This is a genomic window from Pseudomonas salmasensis, from assembly GCF_014268375.2.
In the GTDB taxonomy this organism is placed as follows: Bacteria; Pseudomonadota; Gammaproteobacteria; order Pseudomonadales; family Pseudomonadaceae; genus Aquipseudomonas; species Aquipseudomonas salmasensis.
The window spans coordinates 3,168,249-3,189,934 of record NZ_CP077083.1 but is presented as its reverse complement, the minus strand read 5'-3'; the positions used below and the strand labels follow the sequence as shown (position 1 = coordinate 3,189,934).

Sequence of the window (21,686 nt, the reverse complement as noted above, 5' to 3'; positions counted from 1 at the left end):
GCCCAACCGGATTAACGAAATGCTGATTGCCGTATTGATATTTATCGCCACCATCGTGCTCGTCATCTGGCAGCCCAAGGGGCTCGGAGTTGGTTGGAGTGCCACATTGGGTGCCATCGTGGCGTTGCTTGCAGGCGTCGTTACTCTTGCAGACATACCCGAGGTCTGGCGCATCGTCTGGAATGCTACCGGAACTTTCATCGCGGTCATCATCATCAGTTTGCTGCTTGATGAGGCAGGCTTTTTTAAATGGGCTGCGCTGCATGTGGCCCGATGGGGAGGCGGGAGCACCCGCAAGCTGTTCGCATTTATTGTCCTGCTGGGCGCAGCGGTGTCGGCCCTGTTCGCCAATGACGGAGCAGCATTGATCCTCACACCCATTGTGATCGCGATGTTGCTGGCGTTGCGTTTTTCTCCTGCTGCTACGTTGGCATTCGTCATGGCAGCCGGTTTTATCGCCGACACGGCGAGCTTACCACTGGTGGTTTCCAACCTGGTCAACATCGTTTCTGCCGACTACTTCGATATCGGCTTCAACGAATATGCTTCGATCATGGTGCCGGTAAACATCGTCAGCGTGGCAGCGACATTAGCCATGCTGCTGTGGTTTTTCCGCAAAGATTTACCAAAGACCTATGACCTCGACCAACTGGACAACCCGGACGAGGCAATCCACGACCGGGCCACGTTTGTAGCCGGCTGGTGGGTGCTGGCACTACTCCTGATCGGCTTCTTTGTCATTGAGCCATTGGGGGTGCCAATCAGCGCCATTGCAGCGGTCTGTGCGTTCATTCTCTATGTCATCGCGGCTCGTGGTCACGCCATCAACACAAGCAAGGTGCTCAAAGAGGCCCCATGGCAAGTGGTGATTTTTTCTTTGGGTATGTACCTGGTTGTTTATGGCTTGAAGAACGCCGGCCTGACCGACCACATCGCGCAGATCCTGAACGTGTTCGCCGGTTATGGCGTTTGGGGCGCGTCCCTGGGTACAGGGCTGCTAACAGCATTGCTGTCTTCGATCATGAACAACATGCCTACGGTTCTGGTTGGTGCCTTATCCATTCATGCCGCCGAAGTTGATGGCGTCGTACAGCAAGCGATGGTGTACGCCAACATCATTGGCTGCGATCTAGGCCCGAAGATCACTCCAATTGGCAGTCTGGCCACGCTGCTGTGGCTGCATGTGCTGGCCAAGAAGGACATCAAGATCAGCTGGGGTTACTACTTCAAGACTGGGATCGTGCTGACCTTGCCTATCCTCGTCGCCACCTTGTCTGCCCTGGCATTGCGCCTCAGTCTCTGAATCAAGGAATCTTCTGATGAAAGTCTTGTTCATGTGCACCCACAACAGCTGCCGAAGCATTCTGTCCGAGGCGCTGTTCAATCACCTGGCGCCTGAAGGCGTAGAAGCGGTCAGCTCGGGGAGCTTTCCCAGTGGCCGGGTGAATCAAAGAGCACTGCAGACGCTTGAGGCGGCGGGTATCTCTACGGCGGGCTTAAGCAGCAAGGCTTCGGATGCTTTTGAAGGCTCACCTCCCGACATCGTGATCACTGTCTGTGATCGGGCTGCAGGAGAAGCATGCCCCATCTTTTTCGGCCCAGCTTTGAAGGCGCATTGGGGGCTGGCCGACCCGTCTGAGGCTAGCGGGTCGGAAGCCGAGATCACAGCAGCGTTTGAAACCACACTGGCCAAAATTCACGAACGCGTGAGCGCATTTCTTGCGCTGCCACTGAAGACCATCAGCACTGACCAGTTGAAAGCTGAACTGAACCGCATCGGTTCGCTTTAAAGATCAACCGAGGCGGCGTCCTAGCCGGCGCTGTGGTAGGAGTTTATATGCAAGATACATTGCCGAACGTACACACCGACCTGATCGACATTCCGTCGTTGGAACAACTGGAGCCGCGTACGCCTTCGCTCCATAAACCGCGTATTCTTCTACTGTATGGATCAACGCGAGAGCGCTCATTCAGCCGGTTGGTGACTCAGGAAGCAGCCCGCTTGTTGGAGGAGTTTGGCGCCGAAACCAAAATCTTCGATCCCTCGGGTTTGCCGCTGCCGGACGATGCTCCGGATACACATCCCAAAGTGGCGGAATTGCGCGAACTCATGCAATGGTCTGAAGGACAGGTGTGGTGTTCGCCTGAACGGCACGGCTCCATGAGCGCAGTATTCAAGGCCCAGATCGACTGGGTTCCGCTTGCGATTGGTGCAGTTCGACCTACGCAAGGAAAGACCCTTGCAGTAATGCAGGTCTGCGGTGGCTCGCAATCTTTCAACGTGGTCAATCAGCTGCGCGTACTGGGCCGATGGATGCGGATGTTCACCATCCCAAACCAATCTTCGGTGGCCAAGGCGTTTACCGAGTTCGACGAGGCAGGTCGTATGAAGCCGTCCTCGTACTACGACCGACTCGTGGACGTGATGGAAGAGCTGATGAAGTTCACGCTGCTGTTGCGGGGTCGCCAGGACTACTTGGTTGATCGGTACTCCGAGCGTAAAGAGTCCGCCGAAGAGCTTTCCAAACGCGTCAACCAGCGCTCCATCTAACGTCAGTGCGAGGAAACTGTATGAGCCAGATCACGATCTATCACAACCCGCAATGTGGCACCTCTCGCAACACCTTGGAGCTGATCCGCAACAGCGGAGAAGAGCCGACTGTTATCGAGTACCTACAGAGCCCACCTGACCGCCCCACGCTTGTCAGATTGATCAAGGATATGGGTATCGAGGTGCGCGCTCTTTTGCGTATCAAAGGCACTCCTTACGAGGAGTTGGGACTGGTCGATACGTCACTTACTGATGATCAGCTCATCGATGCCATGATGGCTCACCCCATCCTGATCAATCGCCCCATCGTCGTGACGCCCTTGGGCACACGCTTGTGTCGTCCGTCAGAGGCAGTCCTCGACCTTCTACCACAAGAGCAGCGCGGCAGCTTCGTCAAAGAAGACGGACAAGTCGTCACAGATGAGAATGGCCGCAGGGTATAAGCCGATGTGAAGCGGATGGGCCTGGAGGGGTGCTGGTGAATCAAAACTCGAAATTTGATGTAGTGCTCATTGGCGGTGGCCAATCCGCGCTCACTGTTTGCATGAGGCCTAATTGCCGGCTGACCAACGGCAGCTTTAGCATGTTCAACAGATGATCGAGATCAGACTGGATTCGTTCTTGGGTCTCTATACTGGCGACAGTTCAGCATCGACTTAAGGTTTCCCCCCATGACTCATTCGGCCCGCGACAAACTAGACGTAGTCATCATTGGCGGGGGGCAGTCAGCTTTGGCAGTGGCGTATTTTCTGCGCCGAACTCAACTGTCGTTTGTCATCCTCGACGCCGAGGAAGGGCCCGGTGGTGCCTGGCGGCATGGCTGGAACTCGCTGCGTTTATTCTCACCCTCCACCTGGAGTTCGATACCTGGCTGGATGATGCCTCCAGCGCAGGAAGGCTACCCAACACGAAATCATGTGATCGACTATCTCAGTCAATATGAGCAGCGCTACCAATTCCCGGTTGAACGCCCGGTTCGGGCTATTTCTGTAGAGCGTATAGAGTCTGGCTTACGAGTACGCTCTGACGCCAAGTATTGGGATGCCAAGATTGTAATCAGCGCTACCGGTACTTGGAGCAATCCGTATATCCCTCACTATCCTAATGCCGAGCTATTCGCCGGTCGTCAGCTTCACTCCGCGCACTATGTTGAAGCGCATGCATTTGCTGGCAAGAAGGTTCTGGTGGTGGGGGGTGGTAATTCAGGAGCGCAGATTTTGGCGGAAGTCTCCAAAGTCGCTGAGACTACTTGGGTAACGCCTGCTGAACCTGTGTTTTTGCCTGATGAAGTGGATGGACGGGTGCTGTTCGAACGGGCTACTCAGCGCTTGAAAGCTCAACAGGAGGGGCGCGTCATTGACCAGCCCATCGGCGGGTTGGGCGACATTGTCATGGTACCGCCCGTTGTAGAAGCCCGTGAACGCGAAGCTTTAAAATCTGTACGCCCATTTGAAAGTTTCACTCGTGAAGGCGTTATTTGGGCCGACGGATCTGAAACTGCCGTGGATGTTGTCATCTGGTGTACCGGATTCAGGCCCGCACTTCAGCACTTGGAGCCGCTGGGAGTGATCAACACCGAAGGCCGTGTCGAGGTCGAAGGCACTCATTCGATCCACGAGCCAAGACTATGGCTGGTGGGCTATGGCGAATGGACAGGCTCGGCTTCCGCGACGCTGATTGGTGTCACACGCACCGCACGCAGCACCGTCAATGAGATCGCGACCTGTCTTGGCGATCCATCCATGGCCTAGCGCGCCTAAGCCTCAGGAGTAGAGGACATGAACGACATGATCGTGCGCTGGCCTGCGCGAAATCCCCGCCTGTTTTTAGCGGCAGCAGCGCTTGCCTGGTTCGGATTGTATGAAGCCCTTATTCCTGTTTCAGAGGCTTTGGTCGCAGCGCTTCCAGTTGATCGGAATAGCCACCTTGGAGGCGCCTTACAGTTTTTTTTCTACGACACGCCCAAAGTGTTGATGCTGTTGACGGGCATCGTGTTCCTGATGGGCATGCTCAACTCCCATTTCACGCCTGAACGCACCCGCGCAATATTGGCAGGGCGAAGCGAGGGCACGGCCAATGTCATGGCGGCTTCGCTCGGTGTGTTTACCCCATTTTGCTCGTGCTCAGCGGTTCCTCTTTTTATAGGTTTTGTTCAAGCTGGCGTGCCCCTGGGGGTGACGTTCTCCTTCCTCATTTCTGCGCCCATGGTGAATGAGGTCGCGCTGACACTGCTGCTTGGCTTATTCGGCTGGAAAGTTGCGTTGCTGTATCTCAGCCTAGGGTTGTTTATTGCGATTGTGGCTGGCTGGGTCATTGGCCGCCTGAAAATGGAGGCCTATCTGGAAGATTGGGTTCGTGAAATGCCCAGGATCCAGGCAACTGCCGGGGACACACGCATGCCCCTGTATGAGCGGATAAGTGCCGGGGTTGGCAGCGTGCGTGAAATCGTCGGAAAAGTCTGGCCTTACATCCTCGCCGGTATTGCCATTGGCGCGGGCATTCACGGGTATGTGCCAGAGGATTTCATGGCCAGTTTCATGGGCAAGGAAGCCTGGTGGTCGGTTCCCCTCGCGGTTCTTATCGGCATCCCCATGTATACCAATGCGGCAGGCATCATCCCCATTGTGCAGGCACTACTCGCAAAGGGCGCGGCACTGGGCACTGTGCTGGCCTTCATGATGAGTGTCATCGCTCTATCTCTTCCGGAGATGGTGATTTTGCGCAAGGTGCTTAAAGTTCGCCTGATAGCCACCTTCATTGGGGTCGTCGCCGTCGGCATTCTCATCGTTGGTTACGTCTTCAACTTCGCTTTGTAATCCACCTACCGAGGTTTTTATGAAAGACATCAAGGTGCTTGGCACCGGTTGTGCAAAATGCAAATCGACAGTAACCATCATCGAACAAGTGGCGAGTGCGAAAGGCATCCCCGTAAGGCTGGAAAAAATCGAAGACATGCAACAGATCGTCAGCTACGGGGTCATGTCCACCCCGAGTGTTGTGATTGATGGAAAGGTTGTTCACTCAGGGGGCATCCCGACCCGTGACAAGGTTGAAGAGTGGCTCAGCGCTTAGAGGGACTAGAGGCTCCTCAGGCCACAGTGGGGAGCTGCGCGGCATTGTATCGTGCACCGTAAAGGAAGCTCGCGAACGCGGCGTGTTGAACGCGGTACGGCCATTCACGCATTTCATTTCAACGGGTGTTCGTCGGGAGCCGAGACGAAGATCGATGTCGTCATCTGGTGTACTGGATTTTCTCCGGCTGTCGACCACCTGAGCAGCCTGGGTATCATCGGCGATGGCGGCAAAGTCGCTGTGAATGAAAACCGGAGTGTTGATTCACCCAATCTGTGGATGGAGGGCTACGGCGGTTGGTGGACGGGGCTTGCCTCCGCTACGTTGATCGGAGTAACCCGCACCGCTGAGGTGTAGTCAACAAAGTCCAAAGCTATCTCAACGGCGGAGCCTGATGGCTCTCAACGCAAGTCGATTGCGCCTACTGTGATGCGACTTCAAGCTCCGGGAAAAGAACAGGCTCTAACGGAGGGGTTGCCTGGCACAGTCCGAGCCGCCAGTAGCCGACGTCGTGCCATTTCCCAAGCTTGAAGCCAACCTCCGGATATGTGCCGATATGGACGAATCCCAGCGACTCGTGCAGCCCCACACTGCCTTCATTGGGCTGTGCGATTCCGGCATAAGCTGCGCGAAAGCACTGTTTTTCAAGGATCGGAAGCAAGGTCTCATAGAGTTCACGGCCAATACCCTGACGGCGAGCCGATTCGGCTATGTACACCGTTACGTCAACGGCCCATCGGTATGCCGGACGTGCGCGGTGCTGGCTGGCATAGGCGTAGCCCTTGATCTCCCCACCTTCTTCGGCCACCAGGTAGGGATATGTCTGAAGTGTCGTCGCTATTCGCTGAGCGATTTCCTCAGTGCTTGGCGGAGTCTCTTCAAACGAGATCGCCGTTGTTGAAACGATGGGGGCGTAAATGCGCTGGATGGCTTCAGCATCTGCTACCGCCGCCGTACGAATCTTCGAGACCATTGAAGTCGCCTTAATTCAAAACGTAGACACTACTTTTCCGATCACCATATTCAATATGGCGTTCTGGCGGTGCTACCGAAAGCATGTTTAGCGCCACAGATGTTGATCAAGAGTGGGCTGGTAGGAGTCTACTGCCCGCAGTAAACCGTCAGCATCCTGTACGCTATGAAATCCACTTAGAGCTTGACATTCGGTCGCAATTGAAAAGGAATTTGAGGTATAGTGCCAGCTCTGCATACCCTTGAGCTACAGGAACACTAGCATGACTGTACGCCAAACGATCTACTGGCAGCCTACGCCGCCTTAGCGCTACGCCCCCTCGCAACACCTTGCTTCCGCTAGCTTCGCTCGCGGGCGCGCACTGCTGTACGCCTGGTTTTTCACCTTAAGCACACAGCAAAAAATCCTCAAAATTTGAATTTGTATCGATTCGCTCGCCGTTCCCATGGCGTGCGCGATGCTTTGCCTTGGATATTTTCTATGCTGCAAAAACTTAGACAAACGTGGTTTTCCAACGTCCGTGGCGACGTGCTCGCGGGGTTAGTGGTCGCACTCGCGCTTATCCCGGAAGCCATCGCCTTTTCCATCATCGCCGGTGTAGACCCCAAAGTCGGTCTCTACGCCTCCTTCTGTATCTGTGCTGTCATCGCCTTTTTCGGTGGGCGCCCCGGAATGATCTCGGCGGCTACCGGCGCCATGGCGCTGCTCATGGTTACGTTGGTTAAAGAGCACGGACTTCAGTATCTGCTGGCCGCGACCCTTCTATGTGGCGTACTTCAAATCCTTGCCGGCTACCTGAAGCTTGGCTCGTTGATGCGGTTCGTTTCACGGTCGGTAGTCACCGGTTTCGTAAACGCATTGGCGATCCTGATTTTCATGGCACAGTTGCCGGAACTTACGAATGTCACCTGGCACGTCTACGCCATGACGGCAGCGGGCCTCGGGATCATCTACCTGTTTCCATACGTACCGAAGATCGGCAAGCTGATTCCGTCACCGTTAGTGTGCATCCTGGCGCTGACTGCCATCGCCATTTACCTCGGTTTGGATATCCGCACCGTCGGTGACATGGGCCAACTGCCTGACACGCTCCCGATCTTCCTCTGGCCTGAAGTTCCACTGACTTTTGAAACCCTGCGCATCATTTTCCCGTACTCGGCTGCCTTGGCCGTAGTGGGTTTACTAGAGTCAATGATGACCGCGACCATTGTCGACGATCTGACCGATACCACCAGCAACAAAAACCGCGAGTGCAAAGGCCAGGGTGTGGCCAACATCGCTGCCGGCATGCTTGGCGGCATGGCAGGTTGTGCCATGATCGGCCAGTCGATCATCAACGTGAAATCTGGTGGCCGCACCCGTCTCTCGACATTGTGTGCCGGCGTTTTCCTGCTGCTGATGGTGGTATTCCTTGGCGAATGGCTCTCCAAAATCCCTATGGCGGCACTCGTTGCTGTAATGATAATGGTGTCCATCGGCACCTTTAGCTGGGATTCCTTGCGCAATCTGAAAGAGCATCCGCTGTCGACCAACCTCGTCATGGTGGCGACCGTTGTGGTCGTCGTGGCCACTCACAACCTGGCCTACGGCGTACTGGTAGGTGTGCTGCTGGCTTCGCTGTTCTTCGCCAATAAGGTCGGGCACTACCTAGATATCAAGAGCACTCTGGAAGAGACGGAATCGCATCGGACTTACCACGTCGTGGGCCAGGTGTTCTTTAGCTCTGCAGACAAGTTCACTGAAGTTTTTGACTTCAAGGAAGCGCTCAACAAGATCACCATCGATCTCACGCAGGCGCATTTCTGGGATATCACCGCCGTCGCAGCGCTGGATAAGGTGGTTATTAAGTTCCGCCGCGAGGGCGCCGAGGTAGAAGTGCTCGGTCTCAATGAGGCCAGCGCCACAATCGTTGACCGCTTCGGCGTGCATGACAAACCTGGTGCCATCGACAAGCTAATGAGCCACTAAGGAGAACGACAATGACCCATGTAATGGCCTGCATTGATAACTCACAATCCTCATTGGCGGTCTGCGATTACGCAGCATGGGCCTCGCAACGACTCAGCACTCCCCTGACCTTGCTTCATGTGCTGGATAAGGAAAAATATCCTGCATCCGCTGACCTCAGCGGCAATATCGGTCTCGGTAGCAGAGAACATCTACTGGAAGAGTTGGCCACGCTGGATGCACAGCGTGCAAAACTGGCCTTGGAGCATGGGCAGCACATGCTTGAAAAAGCTCGCGAGCGAACAGTCATCTCTGGCGCCATGTCACCTGATCTGAAGCAGCGCCATGGCCATCTCGTCGAGAGCCTGAGCGATCTCCAAGACGATATTCGATTACTGGTGATTGGAAGAGCCGGTGAGGACAGCACTCGCACTGCCCAGAGTCTTGGCAGCCAGATTGAAGCAGTAGTCCGAACTATCCACCGCCCCATCCTGATTACAACCAGCCATTTCAGGAAACCTGAAACGGTCATGGTGGCATTTGACGGCAGCGCTACAGGCCACAAGACCGTACAGATGCTTGCTTCAAGCCCGCTGTGCGAAGGCCTGCCAATTCATATCGTCATGGTTGGTACGGACTCTGAAGAGAACCAGAACGAGCTGGAGAAAGCACGAACCACACTTGCCTCTTCTGACTCGCTAGTGCATGCCGAGATCCGCCCAGGCGAAGTAGAGTCGGTACTTCATGAGTATCAGGCAGAGCACGGCATTGACCTCTTGGTCATGGGGGCGTACGGGCACTCACGCATCAGGCAGTTTCTGGTAGGCAGCACGACCACGACGATGCTGCGAACATCCACTTTACCCGTATTGCTGCTTCGCTGAGCCAGTTCCACTGGCCACAGTATTTCCAGAACTGCGGAAATGCCGTGGCCACCCTGGACGATGACTAACTGATCTTGCCGTAACGAGACCACATGCAACTCATAACTGAAATTGTTCACCCCGAGCTGAAATCCAAGCAGGGCAGAGTATTCCGTCGACATGCAGCACGCGGCATCGTGATGCGGGGTGAACAGATTCTGCTGCTGTTCACAGAGCGCTATAACGACTTCAGCTTTCCTGGTGGCGGTCTTGATGGTGACGAGGACATTGTCACAGGTCTGAAGCGCGAGCTTGAGGAAGAGACTGGTGCTCGTGAAATACAGGTGCTCCAGCACTACGGTTACATCGAGGAGTACCGGCCCTACTGGAAGCCACAGTACGATCTGATGCACATGACCTCGCATTTTTATCAATGCGAAGTAGCGCCCCAGCTAGAGCCCGTGAGAATGGAAAGCCACGAAATCGCTAATGGTATGCGGCCTGTCTGGATCAACCTGCATGAAGCCATTACGCACAATGAAGCCGTCATGCAGCGTCAGGACTCATCGATGGGGCAGTCCATTCACCGCGAAACTTTCATGCTGAAAAAAGTTGCTGCGGAGTTGCTGGTGCAAATCAGCCGTTGACGGGGATGGGCGAGTCAACATCGCTCCTTCATTCCCAGCATATGTTTCCCCGGATATTTGATGATCGGAGCAACTGAGGCCCAGCATAATGCAAGAACCTCAGCGCGATCCTCCGACACAGGCATTTGAATCTGGCGTAAGTCTATTTGGGGATATACGCAGCTACCGACTTGCGAATCTCTTCCCGCGCTTCATCGGCGCTGCCCCAGCGGCCCATCTTCACCCACTTACCCGGTTCCAATGCTTTGTAGTTTTCGAAGAAGTGCTGGATCTGTGCGAGGAGTAACGCAGGGAGGTCTGAGCACTCCTTTACGTCGATGTACATGGAGCTGAGTTTTTCATGAGGCACTGCGATCACCTTGGCATCGGCTCCGGCTTCGTCAGTCATGTACATCACACCAACCGGGCGACTGCGGATGACAACTCCAGGTGAGACGGGATATGGACAAACCACCAGGACGTCCAGCGGATCGCCATCGTCGCTCAGCGTGTTCGGGATAAACCCGTAGTTGGCCGGATAGAACATCGGTGTACTGAGAAAGCGGTCAACGAATATTTGTCCGCTCGACTTGTCCACCTCGTACTTGATCGGCGAGTGGTTTGCAGGAATCTCGATAACGGTGAAAAAGTCATCGGGGATGGCGTTGCCAGCTGGGATGTCCGCGTAACTCATGTTCACAGCTCCGAAGTTGTGGAGGGTGTTGAGCTGGAGGGCGTTTTTCCAAGGGTGCCCATCTCGATTGGCGTCTTCGTGAAAAACACCGATATTTCCTCAGAGTCCAATCGTTTGAACAATCGTTCTGCCTCATCTTCCGTGATGGCCAAGCGAATCTCCGTGGGTTGATCCGCCAGCTCAAAAAAGTGTGATGAATGCAGTTTTCCTGTGTGCCCAAACCCTTCGATTCCGGTGCAGAGCGTGGCGCCTCGCAACCCCATTTCTTTAGCCACGTCGACGATCCATTCGCCTAGCATCTTTCCCTGATAACGACGGTTTTGTTGGGTGAAGAAAACGACCATATAGCCTTTCATTTCTATCTCCTCAGCGAGTACCAATCATTTGGTAGGACAGAAGCCCGGCAGCGGTCATCGCTAACGAGCCTGCAACGTGCAACGAAATTGAGCCAAGCGCCCAGACCAGTCTGCCCTCCTGAATCAAGGCAACCGTTTCGGCTGAAAATGTAGAGAAGGTGGTAAGCCCACCACAGAAACCCGTGATGATCAGGAGACGCCACTCTGGACTGAGGGTAGGAGAAGCGGCCAAGAAGGCGATGGCCAGGCCGATGATGTAGCCCCCAACCATGTTCGCGACCACAGTACCTGGGGGAATCGTAGGAAACAGAGCATTCAGTTTCATGCCCAATATCCAGCGCAACCAGGCTCCAAGTGAAGCACCAACGGCGATGACCATTAATGACTTCAGCATGGCGAGCCCACCTCATCAGACCTGAGTGGACTAACTCGCAAGCGGCTCGCGCCGAAAGAAAAGGGAAACTCGGAGGGTAAGATCATAGCCTGTCCTAAAATGGAGGACAGGGAGGCGCACCTACGCACCCTGTCCAGGGTTCACGTAGGCATCATCAGCACGAAGGCGGTTAAAGGAGGAATGCCATCTCCTGATCTGATCCTATAGCATCAGCGCCAATGGTATCAATAGGCATCAAGAGCAGCTGCATGCAAGCGATCTGAAGGCCCTTTTGGCTAGGCAAGATGTTTGATTGTTGGCGCTGATTGAAAACTGACCCATCCTGCCGATTGAAAATTGACCCAGGGAGGATTGCTGATTTTTGTCCCAGAAATTGTGGATAGGAAGGTGAGTTGGCCGGACGGTTACAAACGATCGACATGGTCAATGTATCTGCTACTGGGCGCGGTTGTAGGCGATCAAAATTCGCACTTGGTGAATCGAAATTTCATAAATGTTAGCGTTTTCGCCTGCTTTAAAGCCTTTTTTATAGGTTTTCGAGGATGTTTGAGTGAAAACTCAGATTGACAAATAGGCAATTTATTAACCGTTCGTCGGCAATCGCCAATTTATTTTCACCCCCCCCCTCTTGAAAATTTTTAAGCGAGACGGAGTTCTTATATTTGAGAGCAAGAGAAAAGCGGCAGTGGCTCAGACGCCGCTTTTCCCACAGACTACCACCGGCTTTTACATCTGATATTTACGGCTTCTAGATCACACGGTTTGAGGGGCTGTGTGAAGCTGAGGTTGGAATGGGTGGGCCGGGGGCCAAGGAGAAATCGCTCTCCTTCGCAGCCGCAGGCTGCTGCTTACGCTTTGACGTCAAACCAATAGGGCTTTTTTGTTGGGATCAGTCCGTCTGAAATTCTACCCGTCTCGTACAACAGGCGTCTGCAAGCGTCCGTCGCCTTCAATGTTCTAGCAAGACACACCCGGTGACCTTCTGCGCGCTTCGAAAATTCGGATCTGTAAACTAAATTTTTGATCTGTAAATCTCGGCGGTTAACACGTCAAAAAATTGGTTTACAGGTGGATCTGGGTTCTGGCCGCGCTTCGGACTATGTTGCCAATCTATTGATGAATACGAGCCCGACATCGGATCCTATGACCCCACTGTCTGATCGTCAGCTCTGGTCTATCGTCTGCGAAGCCTATGGGGGATGATGTTAGATGATGCCTATAACTGGCGTAGGCGCATAATCGCATCGGTGATGGCTCGTGCATTGTTGTCCAGCGTTTCCATGGCCCCCGTTGCGTTAGCGGAGACACTTTCCACTCCAATCTCTGAGATCCATTTGGTCACTTCTTCAAGGGCCGCTGCTAGGGCGTGTTGATTGTGCAGCAGTAGTGTGAGAGCGTCCGCTGTGGTTATGTTGGCTTCAGAGATATCTGGCATGGGGATCGTCCTTGAGTGACAGGTGTGGGGAGACTAGCTGAACACGACGCTTGCCGGAATCACTTCACCAGCTACAGCATATGCCGTCGCAGCGGAAACAGTGGGTTGGTTGCCGCAATTAGGTAACCGCCGAGTCGACGACCCTTGAGCTGGGCGACCGGCGAATCTGTCAGTTCCAGTGCCGCACCTGAACCTCCAAAACTGCGACACGCATCATCAACAGCGGCATGCAATGAATACTTGGTATTAAGGAGGGGGGCTGTAACTTATCGAAACATTCCAGAGGTTGAGGTGTCAGAGGATGTAAGCACTCGCAGATACGAGTGCTTATGAACGGTCACGCTCCTACGCGACTTCATCCTCAGCTTGGTTTTTTTCTAAAAATGAGAACTCAAGTGTATTCCGAAAGTCTGTTAAAAATCTAACGAGATCTTTTGCATTAGAAAGTACAAGGGATGCAGGATAGCTCGGGTATTCGCCCGCGTGTGCAGCAGCATTCATAAGTTGATAGGCTTGGTAAAACGCTAATATCCCGAAATGGCTATTTGCTTCTGCGTCTCCTAGAGCTAACGAAGGCCTCAACATGACCCCAAATAGACTTGGCTTTAGCTTTGGCATTGTTTGTATAGCAAGCGCAGCAGCCAGTTTTTTCGAAAATGACGCAACCGAGTCCGGCGAGTTCTTGAGAACTTGGTAAATTAGTTTAGATAGCAAAGAGTTTTTCGATTTCGCGCCTGGACGATATGCACGTGCAACGGAAACTCCCTCAAGATGAGTTTCATAGTTAGTCAGGTGAGATTCTGTGGATCCCCCATTGATTTCGCCCTCTGCGCGTAACGAGTCAATCAGCGCCCTGACTTTTCCCTCTTTGGCCTCTGCGACGTTTCTAAGCCTTTTGACCATTATTGACTCCGTTTCAAAGAGCAAGCTGGCAATCAGATCAATTCGCGCTCCTTCTGAATTCAGAGGTGCCAGTTGGGCTGTATCGAATACATCTTCGATTCTCACGAAAATTTCCTTCCCGCCCAAAATAGGGAACCATTCAGGCAGGTATACAGGGGAGCTTGCTTGAGGTATAGAAAGCAGATCATTTGAAATGATCACCACAGTAAGATGGCTTGGCGAAATGTTTTTGAGCGCCCTGAACTCTTGTTCATTACTAGAAATCAGCGTAGCTAAATCGGCCATCAGAGCATTAGAAGTGAGAAATAAGTTCCCCCTCAAAACAATAGGAAGAATAACCTGCTCTCCAAGAGCACGGATTTCATCGGCCAACGAAGAGCGAGGTTTTCCGTCAGACTTCAACCAAAGAAACCTGATGTTTACATTGCTTTCCCAAGGGATATCAGTGATGAGCTTCTGTATATTCATATCAACGTCCGTGATTGTGTGATCAATGAGTTCCTGCGATCCTAGCCATAAGCTTGATTCCCGGTTTAACGCTTCCTTTCTCTACCTTTAAGAAGTTTGCCATAACTGCATTGGTCAGCAGTTGGTCACGTGAAATAGATAGCCCATAAGCCGCCTCGTCTGCAATCTGACGATATTTTACCATCGTGCATTTCAAAGCAATTGGGTGCTGTTTTGAGATCTGCCTAAGTACGTTTGCAACGCAATAGAGCCAGGGATCAGTATATCTCGCATCTTCGCCAAGATACTCTGAGAGCATATTTCTGAAGAACTCGTAATATTTGCTATTTCTCAGTGCATGATGGGTCAGACGTTGCTGGGTAAAGCTTTCAAACTGAACTCCGCTCAACTCGATTTCTGACTCAGACGCATAGTTATCAATCAACCAGTCACAGAGATCAATCAAGACGTTTACAGTAAGGAACGGATGCCCGCTGGTTTCCTCGTACACAGCATCAGCGAATGAGGTGTTAAATTTTAGCTTTTGTGAAAGAACTCGCTTGAGGAGCTCCGCAAATTCTGAGTCAGGTGCATTTTTCTGGTGTGCAAAAAGAGGGAAATCGAGCTGCTGAACGAGTGGGCTCAATTGATTTTGAGCAGAGAGTATGTAGTGAGCGTCAGGTCTTTGCCCCATGAAAATAATTAAATTTTTAGTGGCAAAACTTACCATTTGACTAAGCAATGGAAGGCATACCAAATGCCTCAGATCTTCGTCCCGCCGACTCATTGCAGCAATTTTACCAAACAACGACTCATACTCGTCAATGATAAAGATACGTTTCGCTTCCTCTTCATCACCATATGCAGTCGACATTTGGCATTCACTTACTAGATTCTCAAAAAAATCTCTAGGAATTGGCGAGCCGTCTCTGAGAGCTGATTCTATCCGCTCAGCAAAAATTGTATATTGAGGCTGATGACGCATATTGTCCATAGTTTGAAAGATGACAAGAGAGCTGTTGGATTTGTCTCCAAAATTTAACGCTGCTGTCGTTTTTCCTGAACGGCGTACGCTGCACCATAGATGAATTCCCGTCTTGCTCGCTACGCTTTCGAGAAGTTGCTTCACGGTATATCGCTCAACCATGTACATTTGGCGATGGTTTGGATCTTCTAATGGAAAATCTTTTGCGTAGTTTCTTGTTAGGCTCCCTTGTCGAGACTTTGCCACACTTGCAACCAGTCTATCTTCGATCTTGCTTGCGATTACCGCTGCGGTATCGTGGGCATGTGCAACGTCGTTTTTAACATCAGATACATCTATTACGTCATTCTTCTCGTTCTGCACAACCCACTCACTGACTACTTTGTCAAGGCATGCTATACAAACTGTTGGATTTGCACTCAACGCTCGATCTAAATCCCAGCGGCCACAAACTTCGTCATTGAAGAAACAGGAAACTGTGACTTCATGCGTATTTACACCTAACGCTGGTGTCATTGTCACCTCTAGAAAAGGTGGGACGCCTGAAACTACTCGACTTATACTAGGCGTTAAAAACCCGATATCATGCGATTTATCGGCAATAAGCTCGAACGCCATTAGCATCGGAGCGATCGTTGAAAAACAATGGTTCTTACCTACTGTATCTGCTGCCTCTTTAAGCAACGAGCTTGCGTCAGAACCTTTAAGAAAACCTAAAGCATGTATCCATGCACTATTCTCCAAGAGGGCTTTCCAACTAAGAACTGCGGCATAACCTTTTACCACACCTTTTACGATGCTCGAACAAGTAGCCCAAGCGATTCTTACCTCCTCAACTGTGGATGCTTTCTCACGTTGCCGAAGATACAATTGTATGGCTAAAAGCAAAAACTTGAGAAACCCGCCTAATGCTTTAGACTTTACTATTTGAGGCTCAAGACCATTCAGGGAGGAGAACTCTGTTCCTCGACGGCAAATTTCTTTAGCATGATCGTAGAACAAGTTTGAAACCGCATCAAACTGATTCTGATTAAACACCTTGCCTGTAATGCAAAGATCTTTAAAGACGAACGACATCACGTCGTGGTAGTGAGTAGCCCACTGAAAAATATGGTGCTCTTTGAGTTTTTCCAACATTTCCTTGTAAGATTCAAGCGCTAGCTCTTCAGGAGTAAGGGCTGACTCTGTCGAGTTAACACTGCCAATTGTTAGCTCGTTCACTCGTTCATCAAGGATGCTCAGCAGAGACCTCTTTCTTTTTTTTTCAAATCCCTCCTCGGTGATTTTTCTTAACTCCGAAGAGAGCAAAACTAATTCTTCTCTATCTATCGACTTTATAAGCTTTTCAAGCACTTTCTCTGCTTCGGCGCGCTTCCAGTCTTTAATGAAGTTGGCTGCTATCTGGATGGAGTGTCTGCTGCTGCCGCTAATAGATGCCATAAAATTCCCTGTTCATCGATTTTTTAATAATAGCACGGAGATTCCATTCTCTTGTTTCTTCTAAACTTTACTACACGCCTGTCCCTCAGCCCCCCCCCAGCCCATAGTTCCTGATCATTCGGAATTTTTAACGTGTCGCGGCTATTTAGACTGACGCTGTTGTCAGCTATGTTTTAAGTGAGCCTTCACTGACACGGACACCACGCGCTGTCTCACTGGCCTCAAAATGCCAGTATGCACTGTCTAAAATTAAAGTTGAAGAGGTTTGGGTGCAGTTTGGCTCATTGCGTGGCAGGTCAGTAGGCGCTAGCAGAGAACATGACGATTGGCTATCTGAGTGGATGCTTTATCTAAAGAAGCAGAGTGCACTTGGTGGTGACGATCTAAGACTGGCTTGCTTGTTCTCATGCAAAAGCCTCTTTCTGATTCAACTGTTAGACCTAGAGCAGGGCTGATCTACGTCACTCCGTACAATTTATAGCCCATCCTATAGCTCCAAAAAATTCGGCATGTGTTAGCTCCATACATGGCTAGCAAAGCAGGGGCGATTCAGATAATGGCAAAGCCATTCACAGCGTATGCCGTCAGTTCGTAGTTCTTTTCCGCAACCTCAATCTCTTCTCTCAGTCGATCATCGCCATCGACGGCAGCAAATTCAAAGCCTTCAACAATCGTGACCGTAAATTCACCCAAGGCAAATTGAAGGCACGCATGCAGCAGATCGAACAGAGCATTGACCCTTAATCTACGCAATGCGGGTTCGACTACTGATGTTGGACGCTAAAGGCCAGTGGCGGAATGACTCCTATTGGCCGATCAGGGTCGGTTAGCGGGCTGGTCAAATCCGACGCAGACGACTGGTCAAGTCGAATTCAGATGGGTGGTCAATTCCATGCAATTACTCAGCGGCGACAGTTGGATGCCAATAGGGGATCTGTGAGGCACCTGGCTTATCCAAGACGATCGCCACACTTTGCTCCGCCCGTGTGACCGCCACATAGAAGTCGGCTGCGGAGAGGGGCAGGAGATACTCGCCTTTGCTGATGAACTTGCCGATGGGGTCGGTCGGATATATCAGCACGCGGTTGAAGGTCTGTCCTTTGGACACCCCGAAGTTCATGTAGTCGAGATCGAACTCCTTGCCCGAGCGAATGCTGTTGCGCAGGCACTGGGGTTGGAATGTCTCAACGTACTGACGGACGTGAGTCTTTCTCACGAGGAAAACGCCGTCGTGGGGTGTGATCACGTGATTCTGCGAGGTTGTCTCCGGAAACTCCCAGCTCGCCTCGAAGATAGTGTCGGAAAAGGTAGCGATTGTCTGGCAGCACCTCCACGTGACAGAGCTGAAGTTGATTTCCAGCCGGCCAGCTTTCTGCTGTTTTTTGAACCATTCAATTGATTTTGAGTAGGCGAAGGCCTTTTTCATTTGGCCACGAGGATTGGTGGACAAAACTGCCTGACGGACGTCCCCAACGAGCCTTATCTCTATGCATGTGCCGAACAGAGCCTCCAGAATGTCCCAGTCGTAACCTGAAAGATCCTGAACCTCGTCAATGAGTATTTCGTCGTAAAGGCATTCGAGGCGTTGAATCAAGGCCCCGCCGCTTTGGCCAATCAGTTGGTGGGCCAAGCGTGCTAATTCCTTCGCATACACACTGTCCGACGAATCGAAAAATCGATTCTCACCGCTGGCATATCGTCCTGGATCACCTTCGAAGTTGAAGCCTCTGCAGCGCTTGCCGGGGAATGCGAATGGGACGAAGGGTTTGACGAAGTGACGCAGCAAAAAGCTGAACCAGCCAGAGACTTCCAAGCCGGGTCGATCTCCGGCATACCGCCTTACGCGGTCGCGCAACTCGATCTGATTGGCCTGGGCGAAGGTGATGAGCAGAACTTTGCGATCGGCTGCTAATGCTTTGCAATGTTCCACCAGGCCTTGAGTCTTGCGAGCACCCGCAACTGCCAGGGTCAGGTAGTTTTTAGCCATGAATGAACGCCGCAGCCGCAGCCATATATGGTGGCGGTGTGACCGTCTCCTTGGATTTGGCGATGAGAAGTGCTGCTTCCGTTTTCTCTCTCGACATCCATTTCTCAAGCTTGGCCCTATCAGTGGCCCCAAGAATCTTGCGCAGAGACTCTTCGCTGTTGCACGCCATCAATTGTGGTTCCAATGTCCTGCCCGCTTCCTTTGCACCAATAAAGAGTTCCCGCTTTCCTGTTTCGAGCAGTTCGCTCACAGTTTCCTTAAGGGTTTCTGGGTCTTCCCCGTCGTTGTCTCGGAGCACCGCAACTGGGCGATCGATGGCAGTACACAGTTCCAGGCAGCGCTTCAATGTCAGTCCGTGCATGCTCATCACATCAATCCCCAGCTCCATCGGGTGCTTACCGTAGAGGTCTTTGAAGAATCGCTCGAACAGAATCTCGTCCGAAGGGCCCTCCACTAGGACGAGCTTGTGAGCCAGCACCATCCGTAACGTGTCGAAGCCTGGGAGCTTTTGGAAATAGCCGACGGTGTCCGGGTCAAGCGTTTCTATGTGAGATGCCCTGCCGCGATGCAGGAGGAGCAAGGAACTCAGGCCGAGGCGATTCAGCACGTAGGCACTGTGGGTCGAGATGAACAACTGCCGCTCGCCAGCAGCCTCCTCGATGCGCGACAGCAGCGTGGTTAAGCTTGTATGTGACAGATGATTCTCTGGCTCTTCAATCATCACGATGCTGGTCTGCTCGGACAGGCGCTGCATGGCCAGCGAAATCTTGATCGAAGCTTGCTGCCCTTGGCCTGCCAAGGCGAACGGCACATGATCTACGTGTGGTGTGACCGACCCCTCCCAGGAGGATTGAGCGCTTTGATCCATGGCCAAGGCCATCACCTGGTTATCCAGTGGCGCTCGAATATCCTTGAGGCGATCATTCACTCCTCCCAGGGAGTTAGAGGTCATGGACTCTTTGATCTCGCGGTAATGCTGGGATATCTTGGCTTTCTCGCCCGGCTCCAAGTGGTCACTTAGGATTTGGCGCAGGTGGTAGTCGACGCCCGAGGTCGAGCGGACGGTACGGGAATCGATAGTCGCTACGGCTAGCTGCCGGGGGCGCCTAGTCAGTACTTCGTCCCCAAAGGTACGCCATTCAATCTTGTAGTACTCGACGGGGATCAGCGCGCTGGGGTTGATACGCCACTGGGTCAGTTCCTCGTCATATTCAGGGTTGGGAATGACCTTGAATGAGATGCCAGGGCAGGCATTTGTCTTCCTGTCGCTATTGATCGCGCCACAGAGGAATTGCAGCTCTGGCCGATTTTCGAGGAAAAGCTCAATCAGAATTTCTGGTAGAGCTGGGTTTTCATCCCAATCGCAATTATCTAGAAATTGATTAACCAGCTCTTTGTTGAACCAATAGGGGTTCAACTCCTCCTGAGCGGAGCGGCCACCGATACGCCCGTTTAGTGCGAGACCGATCGCCTCCATTAGGGTCGACTTGCCCGCGTCATTACCACCCACAAGGATGTTTAGATCTTTGTTTGGCAGCAGCGTGAAGTCGCCGTAGATCCGATAGCCCTGGATTTTGATCTTAGTGATCATCTGCTGTCCTTAGGTGGAGGGTAGAGAACTTGGGGTCGTGTTTTGTTTTTTTTGGAGCTCTAATCTTCCCATGTGTTTCGCACAACGTTCAAAAGGTGGGCTTACGGAGCTGCTGCTTGGACAACCAAGTTTGCTGGACTAAAGAAGTACAGCACGGCGAAAACAGCGAGCGCGCCACCGGCACGTAGCCATTTTTGAAATCGAACCTCCATAAATCCGGGAATTACTGCACCGATACCGGCGCCTGCCAAGGCCAAAATTGTCCTGAATACGTTGTACTGGAAGTCTGACGGTGAGGGCACAAATAGTGCGATCACTAGGACGGCTGTTAGAAAGATGGCGCCAAAAATAAATGCCAGAAGTTTGTCTACCATAATAAAGTTTTTTGCCTTGTGTTCGAATCCGTATATCGGGAGTTGGTTTTCTTTGAACTTATGATAGAGGCCTTCCCTCTTTGCAGGGGTAAGGTAAAGACAAACCATTCGTTGCATATTTGCATAAGCTGTTGGAGTTGGCTCTATGCTTGAAAGATCATGAGCTCCAAGGTTATTAAACTCAGTCCTAAGAAGCTCCAAATGCTGGGGTATTGATTCGAGTATCGCAAAGCAGTCTTCGGCAAAGCCCTGAGCCCAATGCTTGCTGTCTCTTGCACCCAAAAGCTCGCTATCGCCCACAAAGGTTTCAGCGCTATTGAAGTAGGCGGTAGCGGTTCTCTGATAAGTCAAAAGAGCATCGCGTTTTTTGGTTTTGTCCGCTCGATCTATTGAAAGAAAATGATGTAGTGAAGTAACTACTTCACTCCGCAAATTGCTGAGTTTTGTACGGATTTCAACTACATCTTGCTCTCTTGTCATTTTGATGCCGCCTTGGCATCGGCAAGTGCTAAGGTCAGCAAGGTGCTGTAGTCCGAATTATCAACCCCATCAAAAGTTAAAAATTTCTGACCCGGAAAATGCCTTAGGAAGATCGTCAAAGCTTGGATTTGAGTTTTAGGCTCTTTTTGAACGAACTCTTGTGCCAAGCGAGCCAGTTGGTCTGCCGTCGGATGCCATTGCCATGGATGTAGGATGCTTTCGATTTTGGCTTTGAATGTCGCCAGTTTGGTCGTATTCATGTGCTACCCCCTCCTTGCCTCAGCTAGCGCCAACGCGAGCAACGTATTGAGGTCTGAGTTATCTGCACCCCGGTAGATCCACTCTCCAACCCCAGGGCAGTAGTTTTTAACCGCTTCAGCCCAATCAGACTGAGTGGCTGTCCTTCCAAAGTCCTTTATCCGCTTGATTGCAGCTTTGATGTTGGCAAGCTGAGCGTCAGTAGGCTGGGCAGGTGGAAGGCCAAATCGCATACGCAGGGCATGCGCTAGTTGTTGATCTGCATTCATAAAGCGTCCTTGTTCGATGTCGTTCCCTGGATGCAAAAGTC

Annotated in this window: 21 protein-coding genes, 1 pseudogene and 1 riboswitch; of the genes and pseudogenes, 11 read left to right on the top strand and 11 right to left on the bottom strand. The window is 52.0% G+C overall.

What is annotated here, in order from left to right:
* The first annotated feature begins 19 nt into the window (after window positions 1-19).
* The 7 genes from HU731_RS14330 (at window position 20) to HU731_RS14300 (ending at window position 5,623) form a co-directional block, all read left to right on the top strand.
* Complete coding sequence (locus tag HU731_RS14330; protein ID WP_186607227.1) at window positions 20-1,303, top strand: arsenic transporter; 1,284 nt, start codon at window positions 20-22, stop codon at window positions 1,301-1,303.
* A gap of 16 nt (window positions 1,304-1,319) precedes the next feature.
* Entirely contained in the window at window positions 1,320-1,790 is a 471-nt protein-coding gene (locus HU731_RS14325) for an arsenate reductase ArsC (protein ID WP_033902850.1), read from the top strand.
* Window positions 1,791-1,837: 47 nt separating this feature from the next.
* Complete coding sequence (arsH, locus tag HU731_RS14320; RefSeq protein ID WP_095181537.1) at window positions 1,838-2,551, top strand: arsenical resistance protein ArsH; 714 nt, start codon at window positions 1,838-1,840, stop codon at window positions 2,549-2,551.
* Window positions 2,552-2,571: 20 nt separating this feature from the next.
* Window positions 2,572-2,994 carry an arsenate reductase (glutaredoxin) gene (gene arsC / locus HU731_RS14315; protein ID WP_186607228.1) on the top strand — a complete coding sequence of 141 codons (423 nt, stop codon included), beginning with the start codon at window positions 2,572-2,574 and terminating at the stop codon, window positions 2,992-2,994.
* Window positions 2,995-3,222: 228 nt separating this feature from the next.
* Window positions 3,223-4,302, top strand: coding sequence for an ArsO family NAD(P)H-dependent flavin-containing monooxygenase (locus HU731_RS14310; protein WP_186607229.1), 1,080 nt, complete (start codon window positions 3,223-3,225; stop codon window positions 4,300-4,302).
* 27 nt (window positions 4,303-4,329) lie between these two features.
* Window positions 4,330-5,367, top strand: a complete 1,038-nt coding sequence (locus HU731_RS14305) for a permease (RefSeq protein ID WP_186607230.1) — start codon at window positions 4,330-4,332, stop codon at window positions 5,365-5,367.
* A 19-nt stretch (window positions 5,368-5,386) separates the two neighbouring features.
* Window positions 5,387-5,623 (top strand): thioredoxin family protein, encoded by a 237-nt coding sequence (locus HU731_RS14300; protein WP_186607231.1) that lies wholly within the window; start codon window positions 5,387-5,389, stop codon window positions 5,621-5,623.
* 421 nt (window positions 5,624-6,044) lie between these two features.
* Here HU731_RS14300 and HU731_RS14295 read toward each other — a convergent pair whose 3' ends face one another.
* Window positions 6,045-6,596, bottom strand: coding sequence for an arsinothricin resistance N-acetyltransferase ArsN1 family B (locus tag HU731_RS14295; RefSeq protein WP_186607232.1), 552 nt, complete (start codon window positions 6,594-6,596; stop codon window positions 6,045-6,047).
* A 480-nt stretch (window positions 6,597-7,076) separates the two neighbouring features.
* Here HU731_RS14295 and HU731_RS14290 point away from each other — a divergent pair, with 480 nt between their 5' ends.
* The 3 genes from HU731_RS14290 to HU731_RS14280 all read left to right on the top strand — a co-directional run bounded on the left by HU731_RS14290 (window position 7,077) and on the right by HU731_RS14280 (window position 10,053).
* Complete coding sequence (locus HU731_RS14290; RefSeq protein WP_186607233.1) at window positions 7,077-8,564, top strand: SulP family inorganic anion transporter; 1,488 nt, start codon at window positions 7,077-7,079, stop codon at window positions 8,562-8,564.
* Window positions 8,565-8,575: 11 nt separating this feature from the next.
* On the top strand, window positions 8,576-9,427 hold the full coding sequence (locus HU731_RS14285; protein WP_186607234.1) for a universal stress protein: 852 nt from the start codon (window positions 8,576-8,578) through the stop codon (window positions 9,425-9,427).
* 92 nt (window positions 9,428-9,519) lie between these two features.
* On the top strand, window positions 9,520-10,053 hold the full coding sequence (locus HU731_RS14280; RefSeq protein ID WP_186607235.1) for an NUDIX hydrolase: 534 nt from the start codon (window positions 9,520-9,522) through the stop codon (window positions 10,051-10,053).
* A gap of 142 nt (window positions 10,054-10,195) precedes the next feature.
* Here HU731_RS14280 and ppa read toward each other — a convergent pair whose 3' ends face one another.
* The 6 genes from ppa to HU731_RS14250 form a co-directional block, all read right to left on the bottom strand.
* On the bottom strand, window positions 10,196-10,726 hold the full coding sequence (ppa, locus tag HU731_RS14275; protein ID WP_096143185.1) for an inorganic diphosphatase: 531 nt from the start codon (window positions 10,724-10,726) through the stop codon (window positions 10,196-10,198).
* 2 nt (window positions 10,727-10,728) lie between these two features.
* A complete protein-coding gene (locus HU731_RS14270; RefSeq protein WP_073638063.1) occupies window positions 10,729-11,082 on the bottom strand; it encodes a putative PII-like signaling protein in 354 nt (117 codons plus the stop codon).
* A gap of 10 nt (window positions 11,083-11,092) precedes the next feature.
* The gene (gene crcB, locus HU731_RS14265) at window positions 11,093-11,476 is read right to left on the bottom strand and encodes a fluoride efflux transporter CrcB (RefSeq protein ID WP_017337059.1); all 384 of its coding nucleotides are present in this window, start codon (window positions 11,474-11,476) and stop codon (window positions 11,093-11,095) included.
* Window positions 11,477-11,614: 138 nt separating this feature from the next.
* Window positions 11,615-11,676, bottom strand: a riboswitch (Fluoride riboswitch).
* A 1,016-nt stretch (window positions 11,677-12,692) separates the two neighbouring features.
* Window positions 12,693-12,911, bottom strand: coding sequence for a hypothetical protein (locus HU731_RS14260; RefSeq protein WP_186607236.1), 219 nt, complete (start codon window positions 12,909-12,911; stop codon window positions 12,693-12,695).
* 345 nt (window positions 12,912-13,256) lie between these two features.
* Complete coding sequence (locus HU731_RS14255) at window positions 13,257-14,282, bottom strand: hypothetical protein (protein ID WP_186607237.1); 1,026 nt, start codon at window positions 14,280-14,282, stop codon at window positions 13,257-13,259.
* Window positions 14,283-14,304: 22 nt separating this feature from the next.
* Window positions 14,305-16,686, bottom strand: coding sequence for a hypothetical protein (locus HU731_RS14250; protein ID WP_186607238.1), 2,382 nt, complete (start codon window positions 16,684-16,686; stop codon window positions 14,305-14,307).
* 552 nt (window positions 16,687-17,238) lie between these two features.
* Here HU731_RS14250 and HU731_RS14245 point away from each other — a divergent pair.
* A pseudogene (locus tag HU731_RS14245) lies at window positions 17,239-17,421 on the top strand (IS5/IS1182 family transposase); the annotation flags it as partial.
* 163 nt (window positions 17,422-17,584) lie between these two features.
* Here the strand turns inward: HU731_RS14245 and HU731_RS14240 are convergent.
* The 4 genes from HU731_RS14240 to HU731_RS14225 form a co-directional block, all read right to left on the bottom strand.
* On the bottom strand, window positions 17,585-18,673 hold the full coding sequence (locus HU731_RS14240) for a UvrD-helicase domain-containing protein (RefSeq protein WP_186607239.1): 1,089 nt from the start codon (window positions 18,671-18,673) through the stop codon (window positions 17,585-17,587).
* Entirely contained in the window at window positions 18,666-20,264 is a 1,599-nt protein-coding gene (locus HU731_RS14235; RefSeq protein WP_186607240.1) for an ATP-dependent nuclease, read from the bottom strand. The genes HU731_RS14240 and HU731_RS14235 overlap by 8 nt, the downstream gene beginning before the upstream one ends.
* A gap of 101 nt (window positions 20,265-20,365) precedes the next feature.
* Window positions 20,366-21,118, bottom strand: coding sequence for a hypothetical protein (locus HU731_RS14230; RefSeq protein ID WP_186607241.1), 753 nt, complete (start codon window positions 21,116-21,118; stop codon window positions 20,366-20,368).
* Window positions 21,115-21,378 carry a hypothetical protein gene (locus HU731_RS14225; protein WP_110725006.1) on the bottom strand — a complete coding sequence of 88 codons (264 nt, stop codon included), beginning with the start codon at window positions 21,376-21,378 and terminating at the stop codon, window positions 21,115-21,117. Before HU731_RS14225 ends, HU731_RS14230 begins: the two co-directional genes overlap by 4 nt.
* Window positions 21,379-21,686 lie beyond the last annotated feature (308 nt).

Excerpts from the sequence above, each read along its gene's own strand:
- ppa (WP_096143185.1), bottom strand. The coding sequence starts at position 10,726 with ATGAGTTACGCGGACATCCCAGCTGGCAACGCCATCCCCGATGACTTT.
- HU731_RS14300 (WP_186607231.1), top strand. The coding sequence starts at position 5,387 with ATGAAAGACATCAAGGTGCTTGGCACCGGTTGTGCAAAATGCAAATCG.
- HU731_RS14310 (WP_186607229.1), top strand. The coding sequence starts at position 3,223 with ATGACTCATTCGGCCCGCGACAAACTAGACGTAGTCATCATTGGCGGG.
- HU731_RS14325 (WP_033902850.1), top strand. The coding sequence starts at position 1,320 with ATGAAAGTCTTGTTCATGTGCACCCACAACAGCTGCCGAAGCATTCTG.
- arsH (WP_095181537.1), top strand. The coding sequence starts at position 1,838 with ATGCAAGATACATTGCCGAACGTACACACCGACCTGATCGACATTCCG.
- HU731_RS14225 (WP_110725006.1), bottom strand. The coding sequence starts at position 21,378 with ATGAATACGACCAAACTGGCGACATTCAAAGCCAAAATCGAAAGCATC.
- HU731_RS14230 (WP_186607241.1), bottom strand. The coding sequence starts at position 21,118 with ATGACAAGAGAGCAAGATGTAGTTGAAATCCGTACAAAACTCAGCAAT.
- HU731_RS14285 (WP_186607234.1), top strand. The coding sequence starts at position 8,576 with ATGACCCATGTAATGGCCTGCATTGATAACTCACAATCCTCATTGGCG.
- HU731_RS14240 (WP_186607239.1), bottom strand. The coding sequence starts at position 18,673 with ATGGCTAAAAACTACCTGACCCTGGCAGTTGCGGGTGCTCGCAAGACT.
- HU731_RS14255 (WP_186607237.1), bottom strand. The coding sequence starts at position 14,282 with ATGAATATACAGAAGCTCATCACTGATATCCCTTGGGAAAGCAATGTA.
- HU731_RS14235 (WP_186607240.1), bottom strand. The coding sequence starts at position 20,264 with ATGATCACTAAGATCAAAATCCAGGGCTATCGGATCTACGGCGACTTC.
- HU731_RS14250 (WP_186607238.1), bottom strand. The coding sequence starts at position 16,686 with ATGGCATCTATTAGCGGCAGCAGCAGACACTCCATCCAGATAGCAGCC.
- HU731_RS14330 (WP_186607227.1), top strand. The coding sequence starts at position 20 with ATGCTGATTGCCGTATTGATATTTATCGCCACCATCGTGCTCGTCATC.
- HU731_RS14270 (WP_073638063.1), bottom strand. The coding sequence starts at position 11,082 with ATGAAAGGCTATATGGTCGTTTTCTTCACCCAACAAAACCGTCGTTAT.
- HU731_RS14260 (WP_186607236.1), bottom strand. The coding sequence starts at position 12,911 with ATGCCAGATATCTCTGAAGCCAACATAACCACAGCGGACGCTCTCACA.
- HU731_RS14280 (WP_186607235.1), top strand. The coding sequence starts at position 9,520 with ATGCAACTCATAACTGAAATTGTTCACCCCGAGCTGAAATCCAAGCAG.
- HU731_RS14290 (WP_186607233.1), top strand. The coding sequence starts at position 7,077 with ATGCTGCAAAAACTTAGACAAACGTGGTTTTCCAACGTCCGTGGCGAC.
- arsC (WP_186607228.1), top strand. The coding sequence starts at position 2,572 with ATGAGCCAGATCACGATCTATCACAACCCGCAATGTGGCACCTCTCGC.
- crcB (WP_017337059.1), bottom strand. The coding sequence starts at position 11,476 with ATGCTGAAGTCATTAATGGTCATCGCCGTTGGTGCTTCACTTGGAGCC.
- HU731_RS14295 (WP_186607232.1), bottom strand. The coding sequence starts at position 6,596 with ATGGTCTCGAAGATTCGTACGGCGGCGGTAGCAGATGCTGAAGCCATC.
- HU731_RS14305 (WP_186607230.1), top strand. The coding sequence starts at position 4,330 with ATGAACGACATGATCGTGCGCTGGCCTGCGCGAAATCCCCGCCTGTTT.